The organism is Chelativorans intermedius (assembly GCF_025398255.1).
GTDB lineage: Bacteria > Pseudomonadota > Alphaproteobacteria > Rhizobiales > Rhizobiaceae > Chelativorans > Chelativorans intermedius.
Map to the genome: position 1 here is coordinate 95,715 of NZ_JAODNW010000015.1, position 21,083 is coordinate 116,797.

The window sequence follows — 21,083 nt, forward strand, 5'->3', positions numbered from 1 at the left end:
TCTGCTTGCTCAGTTTCCCAGAATTGCGGGCAGCCGCAATCCCTTTTGTTTCGCCCAGTCGAGCGCCTCCTCGTAGCCGGCGTCGGCGTGACGCATCACGCCGGTGGCCGGATCGTTCCACAGGACGCGCTCCAGCCGCCGGGCCGCGGCCTGCGTGCCGTCGGCGCAGATGACCATGCCGGCATGCTGGGAGAAGCCCATGCCGACGCCGCCGCCATGGTGCAGCGAAACCCAGGTGGCGCCGGATGCGGTGTTGAGAAGCGCGTTCAGCAGCGGCCAGTCCGAGACGGCGTCGGAGCCGTCCTTCATGCCTTCCGTCTCGCGGTTGGGCGAGGCGACGGAGCCCGAATCGAGATGGTCGCGGCCGATGACAACCGGCGCCTTCAATTCGCCCTTCGCCACCATCTCGTTGAAGGCGAGGCCGAGGCGGTGGCGGTCGCCCAGCCCCACCCAGCAGATGCGCGCCGGCAGGCCCTGAAAGGCGATGCGCTCCTTCGCCATGTCCAGCCAGCGGTGCAGGTGATCGTTGTCCGGCAGAAGCTCCTTCACCTTCTCGTCGGTGCGGTAGATGTCCTCCGGGTCGCCCGAAAGGGCCGCCCAGCGGAAGGGGCCGATGCCGCGGCAGAAGAGCGGGCGGATATAGGCCGGCACGAAACCGGGGAAGGCGAAGGCGTTCTCCAGGCCCTCCTCCCTTGCCACCTGGCGGATGTTGTTGCCGTAGTCGACGGTTGGCACGCCGGCGTTCCAGAAGGCGACCATCGCCTCCACATGCTCGCGCATGGAGGCGCGGGCGGCCTTTTCCACCGCCTTCGGGTCGCGCTCGCGCTTCTCGCGCCATTCGGCCAGCGACCAGCCCTTGGGCAGATAGCCGTTCAGCGGGTCATGGGCGGATGTCTGATCGGTGACGATGTCGGGCCGCACTCCCCGCCTCACCAGCTCGGGCACGATTTCGGCGGCGTTGCCCAACAGACCGACCGACCTCGCCTCGCCGGCCTTCGTCCAGCGGTCGATCATCGCCAGCGCCTCGTCGAGGCTCCTGGCCTTCTCGTCCAGGTAACGGGTGCGCAGGCGGAAGTCGATGCGGCTCTCGTCGCATTCGACGGCCAGGCAGCAGGCGCCGGCGAGCGTCGCAGCCAGCGGTTGGGCGCCGCCCATGCCGCCGAGGCCGGCCGTCAGGATCCAGCGGCCCTTCAGATTGCCCTCATAGTGCTGGCGGCCTGCCTCGGCGAAGGTCTCGTAGGTGCCCTGCACGATGCCCTGGCTGCCGATATAGATCCACGAGCCCGCCGTCATCTGGCCGTACATCATCAGCCCGGCGCGGTCGAGCCGGTTGAAATGGTCCCAATTGGCCCAGTGCGGCACGAGGTTGGAATTGGCAATGAGCACGCGCGGCGCGTCCGCGTGGGTGCGGAACACGCCCACCGGCTTGCCGGACTGCACGAGCAGCGTTTCATCCTCCTCCAGTGTCTTGAGCGTGGCGACGATGCGGTCGAAGTCGTCCCAGGTGCGCGCCGCCCGTCCGATGCCGCCATAGACCACCAGCTCGTTGGGGTTTTCGGCCACGTCCGGGTCGAGATTGTTCATCAGCATCCTGAGCGGCGCCTCGGTCAGCCAGCTCTTGGCGTTGAGCTCGGGCCCGCGCGGGGCCCTCACCTCGCGGGTGTTGTGTCGGGGGTCGGTCATGGCTTGTTCTCCTTGAGGGAAGGGGCGAGCGCGGCCAGCCGCTCCAGAATGGCCGCCAGATGCGGGCGCAGGCGCGCCGCCCTCGTCTCGTCATAGGCGAAGGGAAGGCTCTCGCTGGCGAGATAGGTGGACTGGGCAAGCTCCATCTGGATGGCATGCACGCCGTCGGCGGGCCGTCCGTAGTGGCGCGTCGTCCAGCCGCCGCGGAAACGGCCGTTGACGACACTGGCATAACCCGCGGCACGGCTGCAGATCTCCGCCGCGGCCGCCTCCACCTGTGGCGCGCAGCTTCGCCCGTTATCGGTGCCGATGTTGAAGTCGGGCAGGACGCCCTCGAAGAGAAACGGACAGCGCGAGCGGATGGAATGGCAGTCGTAGAGGATCGCCACGCCATGCAGCGCCCTGACGCGCGCAATCTCGCCCTCCAGCGCGGCATGATAGGGGCGGTGGAAGGCGGCCAGCCGCGCCGCGACATCCGTCTCGCCGGGCTCCTCGCCCTTCTTCCAGATGGGCTGATCGTCGAAATCGGTGAGCGGCACCAGCCCCGTGGTGTTCTGGCCCGGATAGAGGCTCCTGCCGGAGGGGTCACGGTTGGGGTCGATGACGTAGCGGTGGAAGGTGGCGCGCACCGTCGTCACGTCGGCAAGCAGGCCGCGATAGAGCGTGTCGACATGCCAGTCCGTATCGCGCAGCTTTCTGCCTTCCTCGTTCAGCCGCGCGGCAATCTCCTCGGGGACGTGCGTGCCCGTGTGCGGCAGGCCGAGAATGATGGGCGACGAACCCTGGACGACCTCCACCGGACTCATGGCTCGCTCCTCAGTTCCGGCAGGATGCCGGGCGAGACGCTGGCATTGAGCGCGCCCGAGCGCACCAGCGCGATGGCCGCTTCGAGATCGCCCGCCATGAAACGGTCGGCGTCGAGGCCCGGCACGACGGAGCGGATGGCGGCGTGCGCCCTGGCAAGCTCGGGGCTGGTCCTGAGCGGAGCACGCAGGTCGATGCCCTGGGCGGCCGTCACGGCCTCGATGCCCAGAATCGCGAAAAGGTTTTCGCTCATGTCGAGGAGGCGCCGCGCGCCGTGGCAGGCCATGGAGACGTGATCCTCCTGATTGGCCGAGGTGGGCGTGGAGTCGACCGATGCCGGGTGGGCCTTCTGCTTGTTCTCCGACATCAGCGCGGCGGATGTGACCTCGGCGATCATCAGGCCGGAGTTGAGCCCCGGCTCCCTGGCCAGAAAGGCCGGCAGGCCGAAGGAGAGTGCGGGATCGACCAGAAGGGCGATACGTCGCTGGGCGATGGCGCCGATCTCGCAGATGGCAAGCGCGATCTGATCGGCGGCCAGGGCCACCGGCTCGGCATGGAAGTTGCCACCGGAAGCGACCGTGCCGTCCGACAGGATCAGCGGGTTGTCGGTCACGGCGTTGGCCTCGATGGTCAGGGTGCGGGCCGTCTGGCGCAGCAGGTCGAGGCAGGCGCCGTCGACCTGCGGCTGGCAGCGGATGCAATAGGGGTCCTGCACGCGCTCGTCGCCCTCGCGATGGCTTTCGCGGATCTCGGAGCCTTCGAGCAGCCTCCAGAGCGCGGCCGCCGTGTCGATCTGTCCGCCGTGGCCGCGCAGCGCATGGATTTCCGGGTGGAAGGGGGCCGAGGAGCCCATCGCGGCATCGGTGGACAGGGCGCCGGTGATGACGGCCGCTCGTGCCGCGCGATGGGCGCGGAAGAGGCCGGCGAGCGCCAGCGCGGTGGAAACCTGCGTGCCGTTGATGAGCGCCAGCCCCTCCTTTGCGGCAAGCGCGACGGGGGCAAGGCCGGCCTCTTGCAGCGCTTGTTTAGCCGGCAATCTTTTGCCGCCATGAAAGGCTTCGCCCTCGCCGATCATCACGGCGGCGAGATGCGCCAGGGGCGCCAGATCCCCGGAGGCACCCACCGAGCCCTTTTCCGGCATGACCGGGATGACACCGCGCGCCAGCATCGCTTCCAGAAGGTGCACGATCTGCAGACGCACGCCGGAGGCGCCACGGCCGAGCGACATCAGCTTCAGCGCCATGACAAGGCGCACGACATCCTCGCCGAGCGGCGCGCCGACGCCACAGCAATGGGACAGGATGAGGTTGCGCTGCAGGGTGGTGACGTCACTGGCGGGAATGCGCACGCTGGCAAGCTTGCCGAAGCCGGTGTTGACGCCATAGACGGCCGCCTGTCCCCCGGCGATCTCGACGATGCGCGCGGCACCGGCCTCGATGGCCGGATGACAGGCCGGGTCAAGGCGCACGGGCGTCCCCTCCCGCCAGATGCGCTCCAGCGTATGAATGGACACCTGACCGGGCGTGACGGTGATCGTCATGCGGGTTCTCCAGGGAAAAGCCCATGCAGGGGGTTGAAGCCGATGCGGTAGGACAGCTCGGCCGGGTGCTCGACATCCCACAGGGCGATCTCGGCACGCTTTCCCACCTCGATGGTGCCCAACTCGGCCTGCAGGCCGAGAGCGCGGGCGGCCTCGCGCGTGGCACCGGCCAGCGCCTCCTCCGGGGTCAGGCGGAAGAGCGTGCAGGCCATGTTCATCGCAAGAAGCAGGGAGGCAAGCGGCGAGGAGCCGGGATTGCAGTCCGTGGCCACGGCCATCGGCACGCCGGCGGCGCGCAACCCCGCCACGGGCGGCACCTTTTCCTCGCGCAGCGTGTAGAAGGCGCCGGGCAGCAGCACGGCCACCGTGCCGGCGCCCGCCATGGCGGCGATGCCTTCTTCATCCAGATATTCCAGATGATCGGCCGAAAGCGCGCCGTGGCGCGCGGCAAGGGCTGCGCCGCCCAGGTTGGAAAGCTGCTCGGCGTGAAGCTTGACCGGCAGGCCGAGGGCGCGCGCCTTCTCGAAGACGCGGGCGATCTGATCCGGCGAGAAGGCAATGCCCTCGCAGAAGCCGTCGACGGCATCGGCCAGGCCGGCCGCGTGCGCCGCCTCCATGCCGGGCAGCACCACCTCGTCGATATAGGCGTCGGCGCGGCCCCGATATTCCGGCGGCACCGCGTGGGCCGCCAGATAGCTGGTCCTGACCCGCACCCGGCGCAGCCCTTCAAGCCTGCGCGCGGCGCGCAGCATCTTCAGCTCGTCCTCCACCGTCAGGCCATAGCCGGACTTGACCTCCACCGTCGTCACGCCCTCGGCGAGCAGCGCGTCGAGGCGCGGCAGCGCGGCTTCGGCCAGCGCCTCCTCGCCCATGGCGCGGGTCGCGGCCACGGTGGAGACGATGCCGCCGCCGGCGCGGGCGATCTCCTCATAGCTGGCACCCTGGAGCCGCTTCTCGAACTCGCGCGCCCGCTCGCCGCCGAAGACGAGGTGGGTGTGGCAGTCGACGAGCGCCGGGGTGGCAAGCCGCCCGCCGGCGCTCACCCGCTCGGCGGCGGCCCATTCGCCCGGCAGCGCGTCGCGCGGGCCCACCCAGGCGATGCGGCCCTCCTCGACGGCGATCGCGCCATCCGCCACCAGCCCATAGGGCGGGCCGCCGCGCGCCATGGTGGCTATCCTTGCTTGGGTGAGAACCACACGCTTCATCGCTTGAGGAGACCCGCTGCTTTGTCTAGACTTTGTGCTATTATGTCTATACAAAATGACTTGTAACCTCGGATTGCCGCTCCATGCAAGAGATTTTCGCCCGAACCGCACTCACCCCCCAAGGCTGGCAGGACAATGTGCGCGTGACGATCGACGATGGCGGGCGCATCGCCGCGGTGGTGCCGGGCGCGGCGCCGGGCACGGCGCATGTCGTGCCGGTGCTCCTGCCCGCTCCCGCCAACCTGCACAGCCACACCTTCCAACGCGCCATGGCCGGCCTGGCAGAACGGCGCGGACAGGCAGGGCACGACAGCTTCTGGACGTGGCGCGAGATCATGTACCGCTTCCTCGACCGGCTCTCGCCGCAGGATGTGCAGGCGGTGGCGGCCTTTGCCTTCATGGAGATGCTGGAAGCCGGCTTCTGCGCCGTGGCCGAGTTTCACTATCTGCATCACCAGCCGGGCGGCGCCCCCTATGACGACATTGCGGAGATGAGCGCCCGCGTCGTCGCGGCGGCGGGAGAAACGGGCATCGGGCTCACCCTTCTGCCCGTGCTCTACCGCCATGGCGGGGCCGACAGGCGCCCGCTCGCCGGCGGGCAGTTGCGCTTCGGCAACGACCGGGATGCCTTCGAGCGCCTCGTGACGCGGGCTGAGGCGCATGTGGCTGCGCTGCCCGGCGACGCGCGTCTGGGGGCGGCCGCCCACTCGCTGCGTGCCGTGGAGGTGGACGACATCCGCGCGGCGGTGGCGCTGCGCCCGCAGGCGCCCTTTCACATCCACATTGCCGAGCAGGTGGCGGAGGTCGAGGAAATCCGCGCCGTGCATGGTGCCCGGCCCGTGGCCTTCCTTCTGGGCGAGGTCGCGGTGGACCAGCGCTGGTGCCTCATCCACGCCACGCACATGGAGGAGGCGGAGACCAGGGCGCTCGCGCGGTGCGGCGCCGTGGCGGGGCTGTGCCCCATCACCGAGGCCAATCTGGGAGACGGCATCTTCGATGGCGCCACCTTCCGCGAGGCCGGCGGCACGCTGGGGGTGGGCAGCGACTCCAACGTGCGCATCTCGGTGGCGGAGGAACTGCGCCAGCTCGAATATTCGCAACGGCTGGGGCTCAGGGCCCGCGCCGTGCTGGCGCCGCCCGGCGGCTCCTGCGGGCGCACGCTCTACGAGGCCGCGCTCGCCGGCGGCGCACAGGCGCTCGGCCGCCACTCGGGTGCCCTGGAGGCCGGCCGATGGGCGGATCTCGTGGCGCTCGATCCCGGCGCCTTCGCCGGCAGGGCGGCGGGCGACACGCTGCTCGACGGCTGGATCTTCGCCGGCGGCAACGATGCGGTGACGGACCTCTGGTCGGCCGGCCGCCACGTGGTGCACGCCGGCCGCCACGTGGCGCGCGACGCGATCGGCCGCCGCTATTCGGCAACCCTCGAGAAGCTGATGGCCGGCCCATGACCGGCGCGCGCACCTCCTTCCGCGCCATACGCGACGAGATGGCGCGGCGCATCTCCGAGCGGCAATGGCGGCCCGGCGCGCTGATCCCCGGCGAGGAGGCGCTGGCGCGCGAGTTCGGCGCGGCGCGCGCCACCGTCAACCGCGCGCTGCAGGAGCTGGCGCGCGCCGGGCTGATCGAGCGCCGGCGGCGGGCCGGCACCCGCGTCGCGCTGCACCCGGTGCGCGAGGCGCGCTTCGTCATCCCGCTGGTGCGCCAGGAGATCGAGGGGCGCGGCGCGGCCTACCAGTACCGGCTTCTGTCGCGGCGGGAGGAAAGGCCGCCGGAGATCGTGCGCGCCCGCCTGGGCCTGGGAGAGAGCGTGCCGCTCATGCATGTGCGCTGCCTGCATCTGGCCGACCGCGCGCCCTATCAGTATGAGGACCGCTGGATCAATCTCGACGCGGTGCCGGCGGCCCGCGAGGCGGATTTCGCCGCCACGAGCCCCAACGAATGGCTGGTCGCCAACGCGCCCTTCACCGAGGCCGAGTTCACCTTCGCCGCCGCCGCCGCGGACGGGGAGGAAGGGTCGCTTCTGGGGCTCGGCGAGGGATCGCCCGTCTTCGTGGCCGAGCGCATCACCTGGCTGGGAGACCTGCCGATCACGCTGGTGCGCATGGTGCACCCCCCTTCCCACCGCATGGTCACCAGGCTGTAAGCCTCGACATCGCCGGCGCGGGACGCTAGACTGGTTCATCGTTTCATTGAAACGCTGACCCGGTCCATCTCTTTGTTTTTGCCGCATTTGTGCAACGCCAGATGATTCCATCTGGCTGCAAAATGCTGTAGGGCAGAGGGCGAACGTCACCGATGCCAGGAAACGCTCCATGCCCGCCAGCCGGCCGCTCGCCATCGCCCCTTCCATCCTCTCCGCCGACTTCTCGCGCCTCGGCGCGGAGGTCGAGGCCGCGGCGGCGGCCGGCGCGGACTGGATCCATCTCGACATCATGGACGGGCACTTCGTGCCCAACATCACCTTTGGCCCGCCGGTGGTGAAGGCGATCCGGCCATCGACGGACAAGGTCTTCGACTGCCATCTGATGATCGCACCGGCCGACCCCTATATCGCCGACTTCGCGGAAGCGGGCTGCGACATCATCACCGTGCATGCGGAGGCGGGGCCGCACCTTCATCGCTCGCTGCAGACCATCCGCAAGCTGGGCAAGAAGGCCGGGGTGGCGCTCAACCCGGCAACGCCGGCAAGCGCCATCCAACATGTGCTGGACGATGTTGACCTGGTGCTCGTGATGACGGTTAATCCGGGTTTCGGCGGCCAGGCCTTCATTCCCGCGATGGTGGAGAAGGTGCGCCTGGTGCGTGCCATGATCGGCGAGCGCCCGATCGACATCGAGGTGGATGGCGGCATCGCGCCCGACACGGCCGGCGCCATCGTCGAGGCCGGCGCCAATGTGCTGGTGGCCGGCTCTGCCGTCTTCCGGGGCGGCGCGGCCGCCTATGCGCGCAACATCGCCGCCATCCGCGAGGCAGCGGGCGGCTGAAACTGCCTGCAGGCCGCCAGAGGCAGGCAGGCGAAACGGAGGACGAGACCATGGCAGCAGTTCCACCCGTGTGCGATTTCGGATGGCCGGCGGTCGACGCCACGCTCCGCGGCACCGACGGCAAGATGCACAGCATCTTCGGCCAGGCCGGCCCCAACGGGCTGGTGGTCGTCTTCATCTGCAACCATTGCCCCTATGTGAAGGCGGTGGTCGACCGCATCGTGCGCGATGCCCGCGACCTCGGGGAGCACGGCATCGGCTTCGTCGCCATCAATTCCAACGACGCCGTCGCCTACCCGGAGGACTCCTTCGACAAGATGGTGGCGTTCGCCCGCCAGCACGGCTTCCCCTTCCCCTATCTGCACGACGAGGACCAGAGCGTGGCGCGCGCCTACGGCGCGGTATGCACGCCGGATTTCTTCGGCTTCAACAGGGAGATGAAGTTGCAGTATCGCGGCCGTCTCGACGCCGCGCGCACCGAGCCGGCGCCCCCGGAGCTGAGGCGCGACCTCTACGAGGCGATGGTCCAGGTGGCCAGGACGGGGAAAGGGCCGCAGGAACAGGTTCCCTCCATGGGCTGCTCGATCAAGTGGAAGGACGCGGCCTGAGGAAGGGGCAGGCTTCGCGCGCCGCCTTCAATGCGGCCTTCAATGCGCCTCTTCCCAGTTGTCGGCGGCGCGGGCGTCCACCTTCAGCGGCACGGAGAGGGCGCGGGCCGGCAGGGCGGCGTTTTCCATCACCGTGCGGATGATGGGAATGGCCTTGTCCACCATCTCTTCCGGCGCCTCGAAAATCAGCTCGTCGTGCACCTGCAGGAGCATGACGACATCGCCGAGCCCGTCCTGCGCGAGGGCGGCATCCATGCGCATCATGGCGCGGCGGATGATGTCGGCGGCCGAACCCTGGATGGGCGCGTTGATGGCTGCGCGCTCGTTGAAGGCGCGGATGGAGGGGTTGGAGGAACGGATCTCGGGATAGTAGGCGCGCCGGCCGAAGACGGTTTCCACATAGCCGTTCTCGCGGCAGAACGCCTTGGTGCGCTCCATATAGTCCCTGATGCCGGGGAAGCGCTCGAAATAGCGCTTGATATAGGCCCCCGCCTCCTCGCGCGGGATGCCGAGCTGGTTCGCCAGCCCATAGGCCGAGATGCCGTAGATGATGCCGAAATTGATGGCCTTGGCGCGCCGGCGCACCTCGCCCGGCATACCCTCCACCGGCACGCCGAACATCTCCGAGGCGGTGAGCGCGTGGATGTCCAGCCCGTCGGCGAAGGCCTGCTTGAGCTGCGGGATGTCGGCCACATGGGCGAGCACGCGCAGCTCGATCTGGCTGTAATCGGCCGAGATGAGCTTGCGCCCCTTCGGCGCGACGAAGGCGGTGCGGATCTTGCGCCCCTCGGCCGTGCGCACCGGGATGTTCTGCAGGTTCGGCTCGGATGAGGAAAGCCGCCCGGTGGTGGTGGAGGCCAGCGAATAGGAGGTGTGCACGCGCCCCGTCTCGGGGTGGATGTAGCCCGGCAGCGCGTCGGTATAGGTGGATTTCAGCTTCGTGACCTGCCGCCAGTCGACGATCTTGCGGGGCAGTTCGTGGCCGGCCGCGGCCAGTTCCTCCAGCACCTGGGCGGAGGTGGACCACTGGCCCGTCTTCGTCTTCGTGCCGCCGGGCAGGCCCATCCTGCCGAACAGGATCTCGCCCAGCTGCTTGGGCGAGCCGATGGTGAAGCGCTCGCCGGCAAGCGCATAGATCTCCTCCTCCATCGCCGCCGCCGTCTGCGCGAAATCGCCGGACATGCGCGAAAGGATCTGCCGATCGACGGTGATGCCGCGGTGCTCCATGCGGCAGATGACGGAGACCATCGGCCGCTCCAGCCGCTCATAGACGGAGACGAGCCCGCGCGCGGCGAGCTGCGGCTTGAGCACGCGCCACAGCCGCAGGGTGATGTCGGCGTCCTCCGCCGCATAGGCGGTGGCCTTCTCGATGTCCACCATGTCGAAGGTCACCTTGGCGCGGCCCGAGCCGGTCAGCTCCTTGTAGGAAAGCGGCGTGTGGCCCAGCCAGCGCTGCGACAGCGCGTCCATGCCGTGTGCCTGGGCGCCCGCCTCCAGCACATAGGACATGAGCATCGTGTCGTCATAGGGCGCGATCTCGATGCCCTGGCGGAACAGCAGAAGCCAGTCATATTTCAGGTTCTGGCCGATCTTCAGGACCGAGCCGTCCTCGAGCAGCGGCCGGATGGCCGACAGCGCCTCGGCCGTGCCGATCTGGCCGTCGACGCGGCCGCCGCCCAGAAGGTCCCCGTTGCCGCTCTTGTGGTTGAGCGGCACATAGGCGGCACGGCCCGGCGCCGTGGCAAGCGAAAAGCCGACGATCTCCGCCTGCATGGGATCGAGCGAGGTGGTCTCCGTATCGAAGGCGACAAGCCCGGCCTCGCGCGCCTCCTCCACCCATTTTCCGAGCGTCTCCAGGTCGCGAATGCAGACATAGGCGGCGTGGTCGATCGCCTCCCCCAGCGCCGCCTCGGCGCGCTTCCTGGCCAGCTTTTCCGGCGTATCGGCCTCTTCCGGCACGCCAGTCCCGTCCCCGCCGCTCGGCGAGGCCGTGCCGACATCCGGCCCGCGGGCGGCGGCGCCCTCCTCCACCTCCACGAAGGCCGGCTCCACCTCGGCGGCGTCGGTGCCCGTGGCCTCGGCCACGCGCCGCGTGAGGGTGGAAAACTCCATGGCCTTCAGGAAGGCGATCAGCTTCGGCCCGTCCGGCGGCCTGAGCTCCAGGGCGTCGAGCCCCAGCTCCACCGGAACATCGTTCTTCAGCCGCACCAGCTCGCGCGAAAGGCGCGCCTTGTCGGCATTGGCGAGCAGGTTTTCACGGCGCTTGTTCTGCTTGATCTCGCCGGCGCGGGAAAGCAGCGTATCGAGATCGCCATATTCCTCCAGAAGCTGGGCGGCCGTCTTCGGCCCGATGCCCGGCACGCCCGGCACATTGTCGATCGAATCGCCAGTGAGCGCCTGCAGGTCGATCATCTTCTCCGGCGGCACGCCCCATTTCTCGACCACCTCCTCAATGCCGATCTCCCGGTCCTTCATGGGGTCGTACATGGAGACGCAAGGACCCACGAGCTGCATCAGGTCCTTGTCGGAGGAGACGATGGTGGCGTCGCCCCCCGCCTCCACCGCCAGCCGCGCATAGGTGGCGATCAGATCGTCGGCCTCATAGCCCTCCATCTCGATGCAGGGCAGGTCGAAGGCGCGTGTGGCCTCGCGGATCAGCCCGAACTGGGGAACCAGATCCTCCGGCGGCTCCGCCCGGTTTGCCTTGTATTCGGGGTAGATCTCGTTGCGGAACGTCTTCGAGGAATAGTCGAAGATAACGGCGAAATGGGTCGGCGTGACGCCCACCTCCGTGTCGCGGGCATTGCGCAGGAGCTTCCACAGCATGTTGCAGAAGCCCGAAACGGCACCGACGGGCAGCCCGTCGGATTTGCGCGTCAGCGGCGGGAGGGCGTGATAGGCGCGGAAGATGTATCCCGAGCCATCGACGAGGAAGAGATGGTCGCCTTTTTTCATGGGCAAACGGGTAGCGCGCCGCGCCTGCCCTGTCCATCGCCAAGGCAGGGAAGGCCACAGCCTGCCGCCAGATGGTGACGCCGGGCCGTCGGTAACAGAAATATTACAAAGGTGTAACTTTTTGGCCCTTGAATAGCCATTTTGGCGCACAACATATCTGGATATCGGCAATATTCCGCCGAGCAAAGTCCGGCTAAGGCCCGTCCCCCGCCTGAACCGGACATATAGAGAGCGGCAGCCTTTTCCCCCTCTCCGGGCTGCCGCGGCATACTGCAAGGCCGCCGTGGCTTCCCCTCCGCCACGGCGGCACTTTTTTAGGCCCATTCCCGATTCGCGTAAAGGCCGCCCAGCCGGCAGGCCCTCAGAACAGGTTGAGCTGCTGCGCTCTTCGCTGCCGCCCGGCCGCCGTGCTGGCGGTCGTCAGGGTGGCGGGGATGGCGTCGAGAAAGGGGGACGGCGGCAGTGCGCGCACCGCGCCGCGCCAGAAGCGCCGGCCGGCGCGGGTGAGAAACAGCCGGTCCTTCGCCCGCGTCATGGCCACATAGAGGAGGCGGCGCTCCTCCGCCTGCGCGCCTGCATCCATCTCTTCCGGCGCGCCCCATGAGAACGGCACGATCCCCGCCTCCATGCCGATCACGAAGACGGCGCAAAATTCGAGCCCCTTGGCGGCGTGCATGGTCATCAGCGACACGCGGTCGGCACGCGGGTCGTGGAAATCGGCCTCGGTCGAGAGCGCAACCGCCTCCGCCAGGCGGGCCATGTCGCCAGCCACGTCCGGGGAAGCGGCAAGTGCGGCAAGCCAGCCCCGCGCCTCGGCCAGAGCCGCCGCGTCGGTCTCTCCGGCGGCGCGTGCCGCCTCGGCGGCTGCCGCAAGACGCGACGGCAGATCCGTGCCGGGCGCGGCTTCCGCGCCTTCGGCGAGCGCGCGCATGAGCGCGGCAACACCCGCGTGGCCGGTCAGCGGCGCCGGGGTGCTTTTCCTGAAGGGGATGCCGGCGCGGTCGAACGCCTCGCGCAGGGCGCCCGCCTGCGCGTCGGTGCGGTAGAGCACGGCAAAATCGGCAAAGCCCAGCGGTGCCGCCCCCTTTCCGCCACGCCGGGCGCCGTGGGCGGCCAGCATGTCGTGCCCGCCCAGCATTTCCTCGATGGTGGCGGCGACGAAGGCCGCCTCGGCTGCCTCGTCCGCGGCGGTGTGAACGACGATGGGGGCTGCCATCGCACGCGTGATGCCCTCGGCCTCGGCGCCGACGAGGCGGGCGGCGGCCGTGGCGATGGTGCCGGTGGAGCGGTAATTGTGCCTGAGCCGCGCGGTGCGGGCGGCAGGAAAGTCGCGCATGAAACGGGCAAAGCAGCCGGCATCCGCGCCCCGGAAACCATAGATCGCCTGGTTCGGATCGCCGATCACGCACAGATTGCCCTGCGGCCCGGCAAGCAGCTGCAGGAGGCGATATTGCTGCTCGTCCACGTCCTGGAACTCGTCGGCCAGGATGTGGCTGAAGCGCTCCCGCCACAGCGCGGCGATCCCCTCGTCCTGCTCCAGAAGCGCCACCGGCAGGGCCACCAGGTCGTCGAAGTCCACCCAGTTTCCCGCACGCCCCAGGCGGTCGAGCACGGCGCGGGCCTCGGCGGCCTCGCCCTCCTCCGGCACTCCGGTGCGTTTCGATAGGGAGACGGCCTTCAGGAGGCGGCCCGCCCGACGCTCGCTTGTCGACATGGCGGCGGCAAGCGCTGCCATGCGCTCGCCCTCGCCGGCGATGCGAAAACCTTCGGCAAGGCCGAGCGCCTGCCCATGGGCGCGCAGGATGGCAAGGCCCAGCGTGTGAAAGCTGTGCACCGCCACGTGCCGGGCCGCGTCCGGCATCAGCGCGGCGAGGCGCGCGCGAAGCTCCTCCGTCGCCTTGCGCGTGAAGGTGACGGCAAGGCACGAGGCGGCCGCAACGCCACGCTCCAGCACCAGATGCGCGATGCGGCGGGTGAGCATGCGCGTCTTGCCCGAACCGGGCCCGGCAATCACCATCAGCGCCCCGTCCACCATGGCGGCGGCCGCGGCCTGATCGGCGTCGAGGGCGGAAAGCACGCCCGTCCGTGCAGACGCGGCGGGGGCGGCGGGGGCAGGATCCTCCCCCGTCCCGGCGTCGGCGGGCGGGGCCGCCTGCGGCCGTTGCGCCCGCTTGCGCCGGCGCAGCGGGGCGTCAAACAGCAGATCGCCCCTGGTGAGGCGGTCGATCTCCCCTTCCTCGAACAGCCGGATCACGCCATACTCGCCATCATAACCCGCCTGGCGGATGACCCTGCCCGCGCGCAGCCGCTCCACCGCCTCGCCAAGCAGGCTGTCGGCGCGGCCGATGTCCTCGACCGGCACCTCTTCCAGAATGGAAAGCTCCGCACCGAGCGCGGCGGTAACGCGGTCGTAGGCGTGGCGCACGGTCTTGGAGGCGACGCCGCTGCCCAGGATTTCCGACAGCATTTCGGGCAGCGGCACCAGGCTTGCCACGGCGCCGGCCGTCGGCGGCGGCACCGCCTCCTGCCGGTCGGCCAGCTTTTCCACGCGGTGCGCCACGCCCACCGTCACGCGGCCGCCGCACACGGGGCAGCGCCCGTCGAGCGCCAGTGTCTCCTTCGGCTCCAGCCGCACCCCGCAGGCCCGGTGCCCGTCCATGTGGTACTTCCCTTCCTCGGGGAAGAACTCCACCGTGCCCGCATAGCCCTCTCCCGTCTCCAGCGCCCGGCGGATGGCGAAATAGTCGGGCTCACAGGAAAAGCGGGTCGCCTCGCGGCCGAGCTTGCCCGGCGAGTGCGCATCGGAATTGGAGGTCAGCCGGTAGCGGTCGAGGGAGGAGACGCGCCAGTTCATCTCCGGGTCGGAGGAAAGCCCCGTCTCCACGGCGAAGATGTGGGATGCCAGGTCGCCGTAACATTCCTCGATGGAATCGAAACCGGACTGGGAGCCGAGAGCGGCGAACCATGGCGTCCAGATATGCGCCGGCACCAGATAGGCATGGGGGCCCGAATCCAGCGCGATCTCCAGCAGGTCGCGCGAATCGAGCCCCAGGATCGGCCGGCCGTCGGAGGCGATGTTGCCGATGCGCGCCAGGCTGGCGGCCAGCCGGTCGACGGTGTCGAGGTCCGGCGCATAGATGAGGTGGTGGACCTTCCGCGTCTTCTCGCCCTTCTTGTAGATGGTCGAGATTTCCGTGGACAGCATGAAGCGCACCGGCCTGCGGCAGGCGGGCGGCAGCGTCTTTTCGATCTGTGCCTCGATCTCCCGCCTCAGGCGGAAGAGCCCGCCGCCATCGGGCACCAGCTTTTCCCTGATCTCGGCAAGCCAGGCAGGGTGCACGCAGTCTCCGGTGCCCACCACGGCAATGCCCTTCAGCGCCGCCCACCAGGCAAGGTGTTCGAGATCGAGATCCCGGCTGGTGGCACGGGAATATTTCGAGTGAACGTGCAGATCGGCGTGAAAGGGCATGGAGAAAGCAATAGCAGCCGCCGGCGGCCCGTCAAAAGCCTCGGACCGGACAGGCCCTGCTTTCCACAGCCCGGACGCCCGGCGCGGCGCCGGGCCCGCGGATGCCCCGGCTCAGGCCCCGCCGTCCTCGCGGGCGATCTGCGCCCAGCTGTCGCCTTGGGCCAGCATGGCGCGCAGATAGGCGACATTGGCCTCGGCCTGGGCGGGGGAAAGCTCGCGGCGGGCGATCTTTTCGGCCTCCGCGAAGCGGCCCTGCAGGCCCACCACGAGCGCCAGGTTCTGGCGCACGCGGCTGTCGGCGCCGGGCACGGCGGCGGCCTGGCGCATGTGCTCTTCCGCCTTCTTGAGATCGCCCGTCAGCACATAGGACATGCCGAGATTGGACAGCACCGAGGGCTCGTCGGGCTGCAGGTCGAGGGCGCGGCGGTAGAGCGCGCGCGCCTGCTCCGGCTCGCCGAGCTGGTCGAGGATCGCCCCTTCCGCCGACAGCAGGCGCCAGTCGGGATATTCCGGCGTCTGGGCGCGGCGCACGGCATCCAGCGCCGGCTCCAGCTCGCCGGCGGCGGCCAGGGCCTTGCCATAGGCGGCCAGCACCTCGCGGTCCTCGGGATAGGCGATGGCGAGCTTGCGCATGACGGCGAGCGACTGGTCCACCCGCCCGCTCATCTGCAGGATATTGGCGTAGCGCAGCGCCGTGCCCCTGTCCTGCGGGTTGCGGCTGTAGAGCTTGCCGAGACTGGCGGTGGCGGCTTCCAGCTCGCGCGCCGACATGGAGGCTACGGTGCTCTCGCCGCCGGGCGTGACCGAGCCGGTGGTGACGGCATCGGCCCTGCGGCCCTGGCTGGCGCAGCCGGCGAGAGCGGCAGCCAGAAGCAGCGTCGCCACGCCGATGCGTAGCCCCTGACGTGCCGGATGATGGGTGAACATGCGCGCCCCTCCGCATCTCTTGCAGACAGCCCCTTCGGGGCCTTCCCCGGCCAAGAAGTATTCTGTTAACCCTAACGGAGCGTTAATCCGCCCGTTGCAAAGGAAGAATCACCGCCATGCCGCTTACCCTCACCCCCCGGAAGGAGCCACACTCGCTGCCTGTCTATCTCGCCCGCGGCGAAGCGCTGGAGGAAACGGGCGCCGACCAGGATGCCTGCGCGTGGGCGCGGGCCAACGGATTCCGCGGTTCTGAGGGGGCCTTCCTGCCCGTTCCGGGGAGTAAAGGGGCGCTTGGCGGTGCCTTCTTCGGCCTTGGCAGCGACCCCCTCGGCCCCGGCAAGCTGGCCCGCCTTCTGCCCGAGGGTGCCTGGCATTTCGCCGCGCCGCCCGACGCGCCGGAGCTGGCTGCCCTGGCGCTCAAGCTCGGTGCCTATGCCTTCACCCGCTATGGGGCGAAGCCAACGCCGGACATCCGCTTCGCGGTGCCGCAGGGCGTGGACCCCGCCGAAGTCGAGCGGCTGGCCGAGGGCACCTGCCTTGCCCGCGACCTCATCAACACGCCGGCCAACGACATGGGCCCGCAGGCGCTGGAGGAGGCGGTGCGCCGCCTGGCGCAAACCCACGGAGCGCAGGTGCAGGTGACGGCGGGCGATGCCCTGCTTGCCGAGAACCTGCCGATGATCCACGCCGTGGGCCGCGCCGGAGCGCAGGCGCCGCGCCTCATCGACCTGCGATGGGGCGCGCAGGCCATGCCGAAGGTGACGCTGGTGGGCAAGGGCGTGTGCTTCGACACGGGCGGGCTCGACATCAAGCCGGCGAGCGCCATGCTTCTGATGAAGAAGGACATGGGCGGGGCGGCCAATGTGCTGGGCCTTGCGGCGACGGTCATGGCCGGCAAGCTGCCGGTGCGCCTGCGCGTGCTGATTCCGGCGGTGGAGAACGCCATCGCCGGCAACGCCTTCCGCCCCGGCGACGTGCTGACCAGCCGCAAGGGCTTAACCGTGGAGATCGGCAACACGGATGCCGAGGGCCGGCTTGTGCTGGCCGATGCGCTGGCGCTGGCCGACGAGGAGGCACCGGACCTGATGATCGACATGGCGACGCTGACCGGCGCGGCGCGCGTTGCGCTCGGTCCCGACCTGCCGCCCTTCTACACCCATGACGAGGCGCTGGCGGCAGCACTCTGCGAGGCGGCGGAAACGGTGGCCGACCCCCTTTGGCGCATGCCGTTGTGGCGGCCCTACCGGGACAAGCTGCGCTCCAAGGTGGCCGATACGAACAACGTCACCGCCGATGGCTTTGCGGGTTCCATCACCGCAGCGCTTTTCCTGGAGCGCTTCGTGGAGAAGGCGGGGGCCTGGGCGCATTTCGACATCTATGGCTGGAACCCCTCGGAGAAACCGGCAAGCCCGGTGGGCGGAGAGGCACAGGGAATCCGCGCCGTGGAACGCGTGCTGCGGCAGCGCTATCCCGGCTGACCCCATTGCGCAAAGCGGCAATCGGCGCAATGATACGGAACCGAAACGGTTGTGAGCGGTGGGATGGTTGCTCTGCGGCCCCTTCAGGCACTGCGGCTGTGGCAGCAGGTGTGTCTTGCCGAGGTGCGCAATGAGATGCCGGATCTCAGCGAGCGGCAGCTCGCCATCCTGCTGACCGTCTATCTCGACCCGCCGCCGCACACGGTGCGCGGACTGGCGGAGAAGCTGAAGGTGACGAAACCGGTGATCACCCGCGCCCTCGACACGATGGGCGCCATGCGGCTGCTCGCCCGACACCGCGACGAGGAGGACAGGCGCAACGTGCTGATCCGCCGCACCGTGGAGGGGGCGCTGTTCGTCGAGCGTTTCGGCGATACGGTGGTGGCCAAGGCCGGGGAGCTGGCGCCATGAGCGAAAGGCCGCTCGACCGCCGTCTCAACGCCTTCCGGCCCGATCTCGCCGATGCGCGGCTGATGGGACAGGTGACGGCGCAGCGCTTCGTGGAGCCGGAGCCGGCGGCCATCGCCGTGCCGGTGGCCGACCTGCGCGCCGCGCCGCGGGCCGAGGCGGGGGTGGACACCCAACTTCTCCATGGCGACGCGGTGCATGTGTTCGAGCGCCGGGGCGGCTGGGCCTGGGTGCAGGCGCTGCGCGACGGCTATGTGGGCTATGTGGCGGTGGCGGCGCTCGGCCCGCCGCAGCCGCCGCCCAGCCATGTGGTGTGCGTGCCGCGCAGCTTCGTCTATCCCGAACCCGAGCTGAAGGCGCCGGCCATCGCCGCCCACAGCATGGGCGCCAGGCTGCGCGTGACGGGCGAGGAGGAAAGGCGGGGCACGCGCTATGCCCTGCTCGGCAGCGGCGGGGCGATGATCGCGAGGCATCTGCGTCCGGTGGAGCGGCATGACGGCGACTATGTCTCGGTTGCCGAGCAGTTCCTCCACACGCCCTATCTTTGGGGCGGGGCAAGCGGCTTCGGCATCGACTGCTCCGGCCTGGTGCAGCTTGCCATGTTCATGGCCGGCAGGCAGGTGCCGCGCGACACCGACATGCAGGCGGCGGCGGTGGGCACCCCGCTCGATGCGGAAGCCGGCCTGCGGCGCGGCGACCTCGTCTTCTGGCGCGGCCATGTGGCGGTGATGACGGATGGCAGCAGCCTCATCCACGCCAATGGCTACACCATGACCGTCTCGCGCGAGCCGCTGGCCGAGGCCATCCAGCGCATCGCGGCGCTTTATGGCGAACCCACGGGCTACCGCCGCCCGCGGTGAGCGGGCCGTTTCACAGACGGCGCAGGTGGTTGTCCCAGGCGGGACCTGCCTTGCCCGGCTCCGCGAGCACGCCCTGGGAGTTCCACCCGGCGGAGAGAATGGCGCCGCGGCCGCTGGTGGCCAGCACCCGGCCCCTGGCGGCGGGAGCGATACCGCAGCCGTCGGGCAGGAGACGATGGCCGAGGTGGCGCCCGCTTTGCGTGTCCCAGAAGGCGATGAGGCCGCCGCGCGGGCTGGAGGTGGCAAGCACGGTGCCCGAGGCATCGAGCGCGACGGAGCCGACATAGTTCTGCATGGCATGGAGAACGTCGCGCGGGCCGGCGAACAGCTCGGCCGGGCGGCCACGCCTGTGGCGGCCCACCAGCGGCGGGCGCTCCGAAGCCGCGCCCTCATACTGGCAACCGAACCACACATCGCCGGCCGCATCCACCGCCATGTGGCGAATGGAGAGCTGATGAAGCTCCGGCGCCAGCGCTGCCTGTTCCACCACCGCGCCGGAGGCGATGTCGATATAGGCGAGGCTGGGCGCCATGGTGGCGAGGTTGAGCTTGGCGCGGCCATAGTCGGGGTGGGTGAGAATGCCGCCATTGGCCACGCAGAGCGTGCGCCCGTCGTCCAGCAGCACCGCCTCATGGGGTCCCACGCCCTGGCTGGCGAACTCCGCGAGGCGGCGGAAGCCGTCCGTCGCGTCGTAGACGCCGATGACGCCGCGCCCGGCCTCGAAATCGTTCTCGGTGGCCAGCATCAGCCTGCCGTCGCCGGTGAAGACGCCGTGGCCGTAGAAATGCCGGCCGGGGGCGGCGGCGATGGCCTGCGGCGCGTCCCGGCCCTCCACGTCGAAGGCGATGGCGAAACGCCCTGGCGAGCGCGCGAAGGCCACGGCGCGCCGGCGCGGCGCATCGACGGCGAAGGAGTGGCCGCGGGCCTCAAGCGGCAGCACCAGCCGGTCGCGGCCCCGCTCGTCGATGACGGCGGCCTCGAACCGGCCGCCATTCAGCCGAGCGCCGAGAAACAGCGCTTCCTCGCTCGCCCACGCGCCTTGCGGCGCCAGCGCCGCCCCGCCGGCAAGGGCGAGGAAGGTTCTGCGATCAATCGCCGTCGAGCGCATTGAAGCCCATCGTCAGCCCTATGGCGGCGGAAAGCTGCTCGCCGATGGAGTGCCTGGCGCCGTCGAGCGCCACGGCAGCGTAGGCGATGCGCGCACGCTCGCCTTCTTTCGCGAAGGCCGCCTCGGCAGGGGCCTCGACGGCGCGCAGCGCCTGCGACGCGTGATCCAGGTCGAACAGCACCGAATCGACGAGCGGGCGGCGCGCGGCATCGAGGCTGCCCGCAAAATCCGCCGCCCGGAGGAGGCCGGCCACCCCCTCGACCTGGGCGCCTGCCAAGGCAAAGGTGAGATTGGAACGCCACAGCGGCGCGCGGCGGCCCTGCGCCTCCTGCGCGCTGTCTCCAAGGGCCGGCAGAAGCTCGGTATCGCGCACGAATTGCAGCGCGGTGGAAAGCGCCTTGACCACCTCGCCGGCCACCTCGCCGGGCGTGCGGTAGAGCGCATTGTCGGCGGCGGGGCGCGTGAGGGCGGCATGGAAGGGCGCACCGGGCCTCCAGGCCCGCTCGACCACGGCGGCGCGTTCCGCCAGATTGGCGGCGATGGCCGCGCCATAGCGGCAGCGAAAGGCGCCGTCACCCTCCGCAAGGGACTCCGCGCCGGAGCCGAAGAGCACGAACTCCATGGCCGGCAGCCCCTGCAGGGCCACGCTCTTCTCGGCAAGACCCTCGGGCATGGCGGCGCTCTCGTCCTTTTTGCCCAGCACGCCCTGCACCTGGCGCAGGGTGACGCCGCGCACATCCGGCCAGAAGAAGATGTGCTCGAAACGGTTTTCCTCCACCAGCGGGCCGAAGCGCAGGATGGAGACCGGACCCCAGGCGCGCACGCTGCCTGCGAAGGCGGCGCGCGCCTCCTCAAGCGCCGGCGGGGCCGGGGCGTCGCACAGCGTCCGCATCGCCTCGTCGAGCCGCCGCGTGGCGCCGGAAAAGGCGGAAAGCGCCGGCGCGGCATAAAGCTCGGCCACGCGCCGGCCGATGTCGGCGGCCACCTGCGCCTGCTGCGCATGCGCCGGCAGCGCGCAGATCAGGGCAAGCACGGCGAGCATCCATCTCGGCAT

At 69.8% G+C, this 21,083-nt stretch carries 16 protein-coding genes; 7 read left to right on the forward strand and 9 right to left on the reverse strand.

Annotated elements, in window-relative coordinates; genetic code table 11:
- Window positions 1-9: 9 nt before the first annotated feature.
- Genes hutU through hutI form a run of 4 tightly spaced genes read right to left on the reverse strand, consistent with a single transcriptional unit; the run spans window position 10 to window position 5,232 of the window.
- Window positions 10-1,683: a urocanate hydratase gene (hutU, locus tag NYR58_RS12285; protein ID WP_261521150.1), complete on the reverse strand. Its 1,674-nt coding sequence runs from the start codon at window positions 1,681-1,683 to the stop codon at window positions 10-12.
- The gene (gene hutG / locus NYR58_RS12290) at window positions 1,680-2,489 is read right to left on the reverse strand and encodes an N-formylglutamate deformylase (RefSeq protein ID WP_261521151.1); all 810 of its coding nucleotides are present in this window, start codon (window positions 2,487-2,489) and stop codon (window positions 1,680-1,682) included. Before hutG ends, hutU begins: the two co-directional genes overlap by 4 nt.
- Window positions 2,486-4,027, reverse strand: a complete 1,542-nt coding sequence (gene hutH / locus NYR58_RS12295) for a histidine ammonia-lyase (RefSeq protein ID WP_261521152.1) — start codon at window positions 4,025-4,027, stop codon at window positions 2,486-2,488. Before hutH ends, hutG begins: the two co-directional genes overlap by 4 nt.
- Window positions 4,024-5,232 carry an imidazolonepropionase gene (hutI, locus tag NYR58_RS12300; RefSeq protein ID WP_261521153.1) on the reverse strand — a complete coding sequence of 403 codons (1,209 nt, stop codon included), beginning with the start codon at window positions 5,230-5,232 and terminating at the stop codon, window positions 4,024-4,026. The genes hutH and hutI overlap by 4 nt, the downstream gene beginning before the upstream one ends.
- An 83-nt stretch (window positions 5,233-5,315) precedes the next feature.
- Between hutI and NYR58_RS12305 the strand changes: the two genes are divergently transcribed.
- From NYR58_RS12305 to NYR58_RS12320, 4 genes are all read left to right on the forward strand, one after another.
- On the forward strand, window positions 5,316-6,680 hold the full coding sequence (locus NYR58_RS12305; RefSeq protein WP_261521154.1) for a formimidoylglutamate deiminase: 1,365 nt from the start codon (window positions 5,316-5,318) through the stop codon (window positions 6,678-6,680).
- Window positions 6,677-7,375: a GntR family transcriptional regulator gene (locus NYR58_RS12310; protein WP_261521155.1), complete on the forward strand. Its 699-nt coding sequence runs from the start codon at window positions 6,677-6,679 to the stop codon at window positions 7,373-7,375. The genes NYR58_RS12305 and NYR58_RS12310 overlap by 4 nt, the downstream gene beginning before the upstream one ends.
- Before the next feature lie 169 nt (window positions 7,376-7,544).
- Window positions 7,545-8,216 (forward strand): ribulose-phosphate 3-epimerase, encoded by a 672-nt coding sequence (rpe, locus tag NYR58_RS12315; protein ID WP_261521156.1) that lies wholly within the window; start codon window positions 7,545-7,547, stop codon window positions 8,214-8,216.
- 50 nt (window positions 8,217-8,266) lie between these two features.
- Window positions 8,267-8,824 carry a thioredoxin family protein gene (locus NYR58_RS12320; protein WP_261521157.1) on the forward strand — a complete coding sequence of 186 codons (558 nt, stop codon included), beginning with the start codon at window positions 8,267-8,269 and terminating at the stop codon, window positions 8,822-8,824.
- 39 nt (window positions 8,825-8,863) lie between these two features.
- On the opposite strand, the gene polA is transcribed toward NYR58_RS12320, so the two are convergent.
- The 3 genes from polA to NYR58_RS12335 form a co-directional block, all read right to left on the reverse strand.
- On the reverse strand, window positions 8,864-11,779 hold the full coding sequence (gene polA, locus NYR58_RS12325; RefSeq protein ID WP_261521158.1) for a DNA polymerase I: 2,916 nt from the start codon (window positions 11,777-11,779) through the stop codon (window positions 8,864-8,866).
- Between the two features lie 361 nt (window positions 11,780-12,140).
- Window positions 12,141-15,248 (reverse strand): UvrD-helicase domain-containing protein, encoded by a 3,108-nt coding sequence (locus tag NYR58_RS12330; protein ID WP_261521159.1) that lies wholly within the window; start codon window positions 15,246-15,248, stop codon window positions 12,141-12,143.
- Between the two features lie 111 nt (window positions 15,249-15,359).
- On the reverse strand, window positions 15,360-16,175 hold the full coding sequence (locus NYR58_RS12335) for a tetratricopeptide repeat protein (RefSeq protein ID WP_261521160.1): 816 nt from the start codon (window positions 16,173-16,175) through the stop codon (window positions 15,360-15,362).
- 116 nt (window positions 16,176-16,291) lie between these two features.
- Here NYR58_RS12335 and NYR58_RS12340 point away from each other — a divergent pair, with 116 nt between their 5' ends.
- From NYR58_RS12340 to NYR58_RS12350, 3 genes are all read left to right on the forward strand, one after another.
- Window positions 16,292-17,653, forward strand: a complete 1,362-nt coding sequence (locus NYR58_RS12340; RefSeq protein ID WP_261521161.1) for a leucyl aminopeptidase family protein — start codon at window positions 16,292-16,294, stop codon at window positions 17,651-17,653.
- 63 nt (window positions 17,654-17,716) lie between these two features.
- Window positions 17,717-18,064, forward strand: coding sequence for a MarR family transcriptional regulator (locus tag NYR58_RS12345; protein ID WP_261521162.1), 348 nt, complete (start codon window positions 17,717-17,719; stop codon window positions 18,062-18,064).
- Window positions 18,061-18,921: a C40 family peptidase gene (locus NYR58_RS12350; RefSeq protein ID WP_261521163.1), complete on the forward strand. Its 861-nt coding sequence runs from the start codon at window positions 18,061-18,063 to the stop codon at window positions 18,919-18,921. Before NYR58_RS12345 ends, NYR58_RS12350 begins: the two co-directional genes overlap by 4 nt.
- Before the next feature lie 10 nt (window positions 18,922-18,931).
- Here the strand turns inward: NYR58_RS12350 and NYR58_RS12355 are convergent, their stop codons facing one another.
- Together NYR58_RS12355 and NYR58_RS12360 are read right to left on the reverse strand one after the other, a co-directional pair.
- Window positions 18,932-20,029 (reverse strand): DUF1513 domain-containing protein, encoded by a 1,098-nt coding sequence (locus tag NYR58_RS12355; RefSeq protein WP_261521164.1) that lies wholly within the window; start codon window positions 20,027-20,029, stop codon window positions 18,932-18,934.
- Window positions 20,010-21,083: an imelysin family protein gene (locus tag NYR58_RS12360; RefSeq protein ID WP_261521165.1), complete on the reverse strand. Its 1,074-nt coding sequence runs from the start codon at window positions 21,081-21,083 to the stop codon at window positions 20,010-20,012. Before NYR58_RS12360 ends, NYR58_RS12355 begins: the two co-directional genes overlap by 20 nt.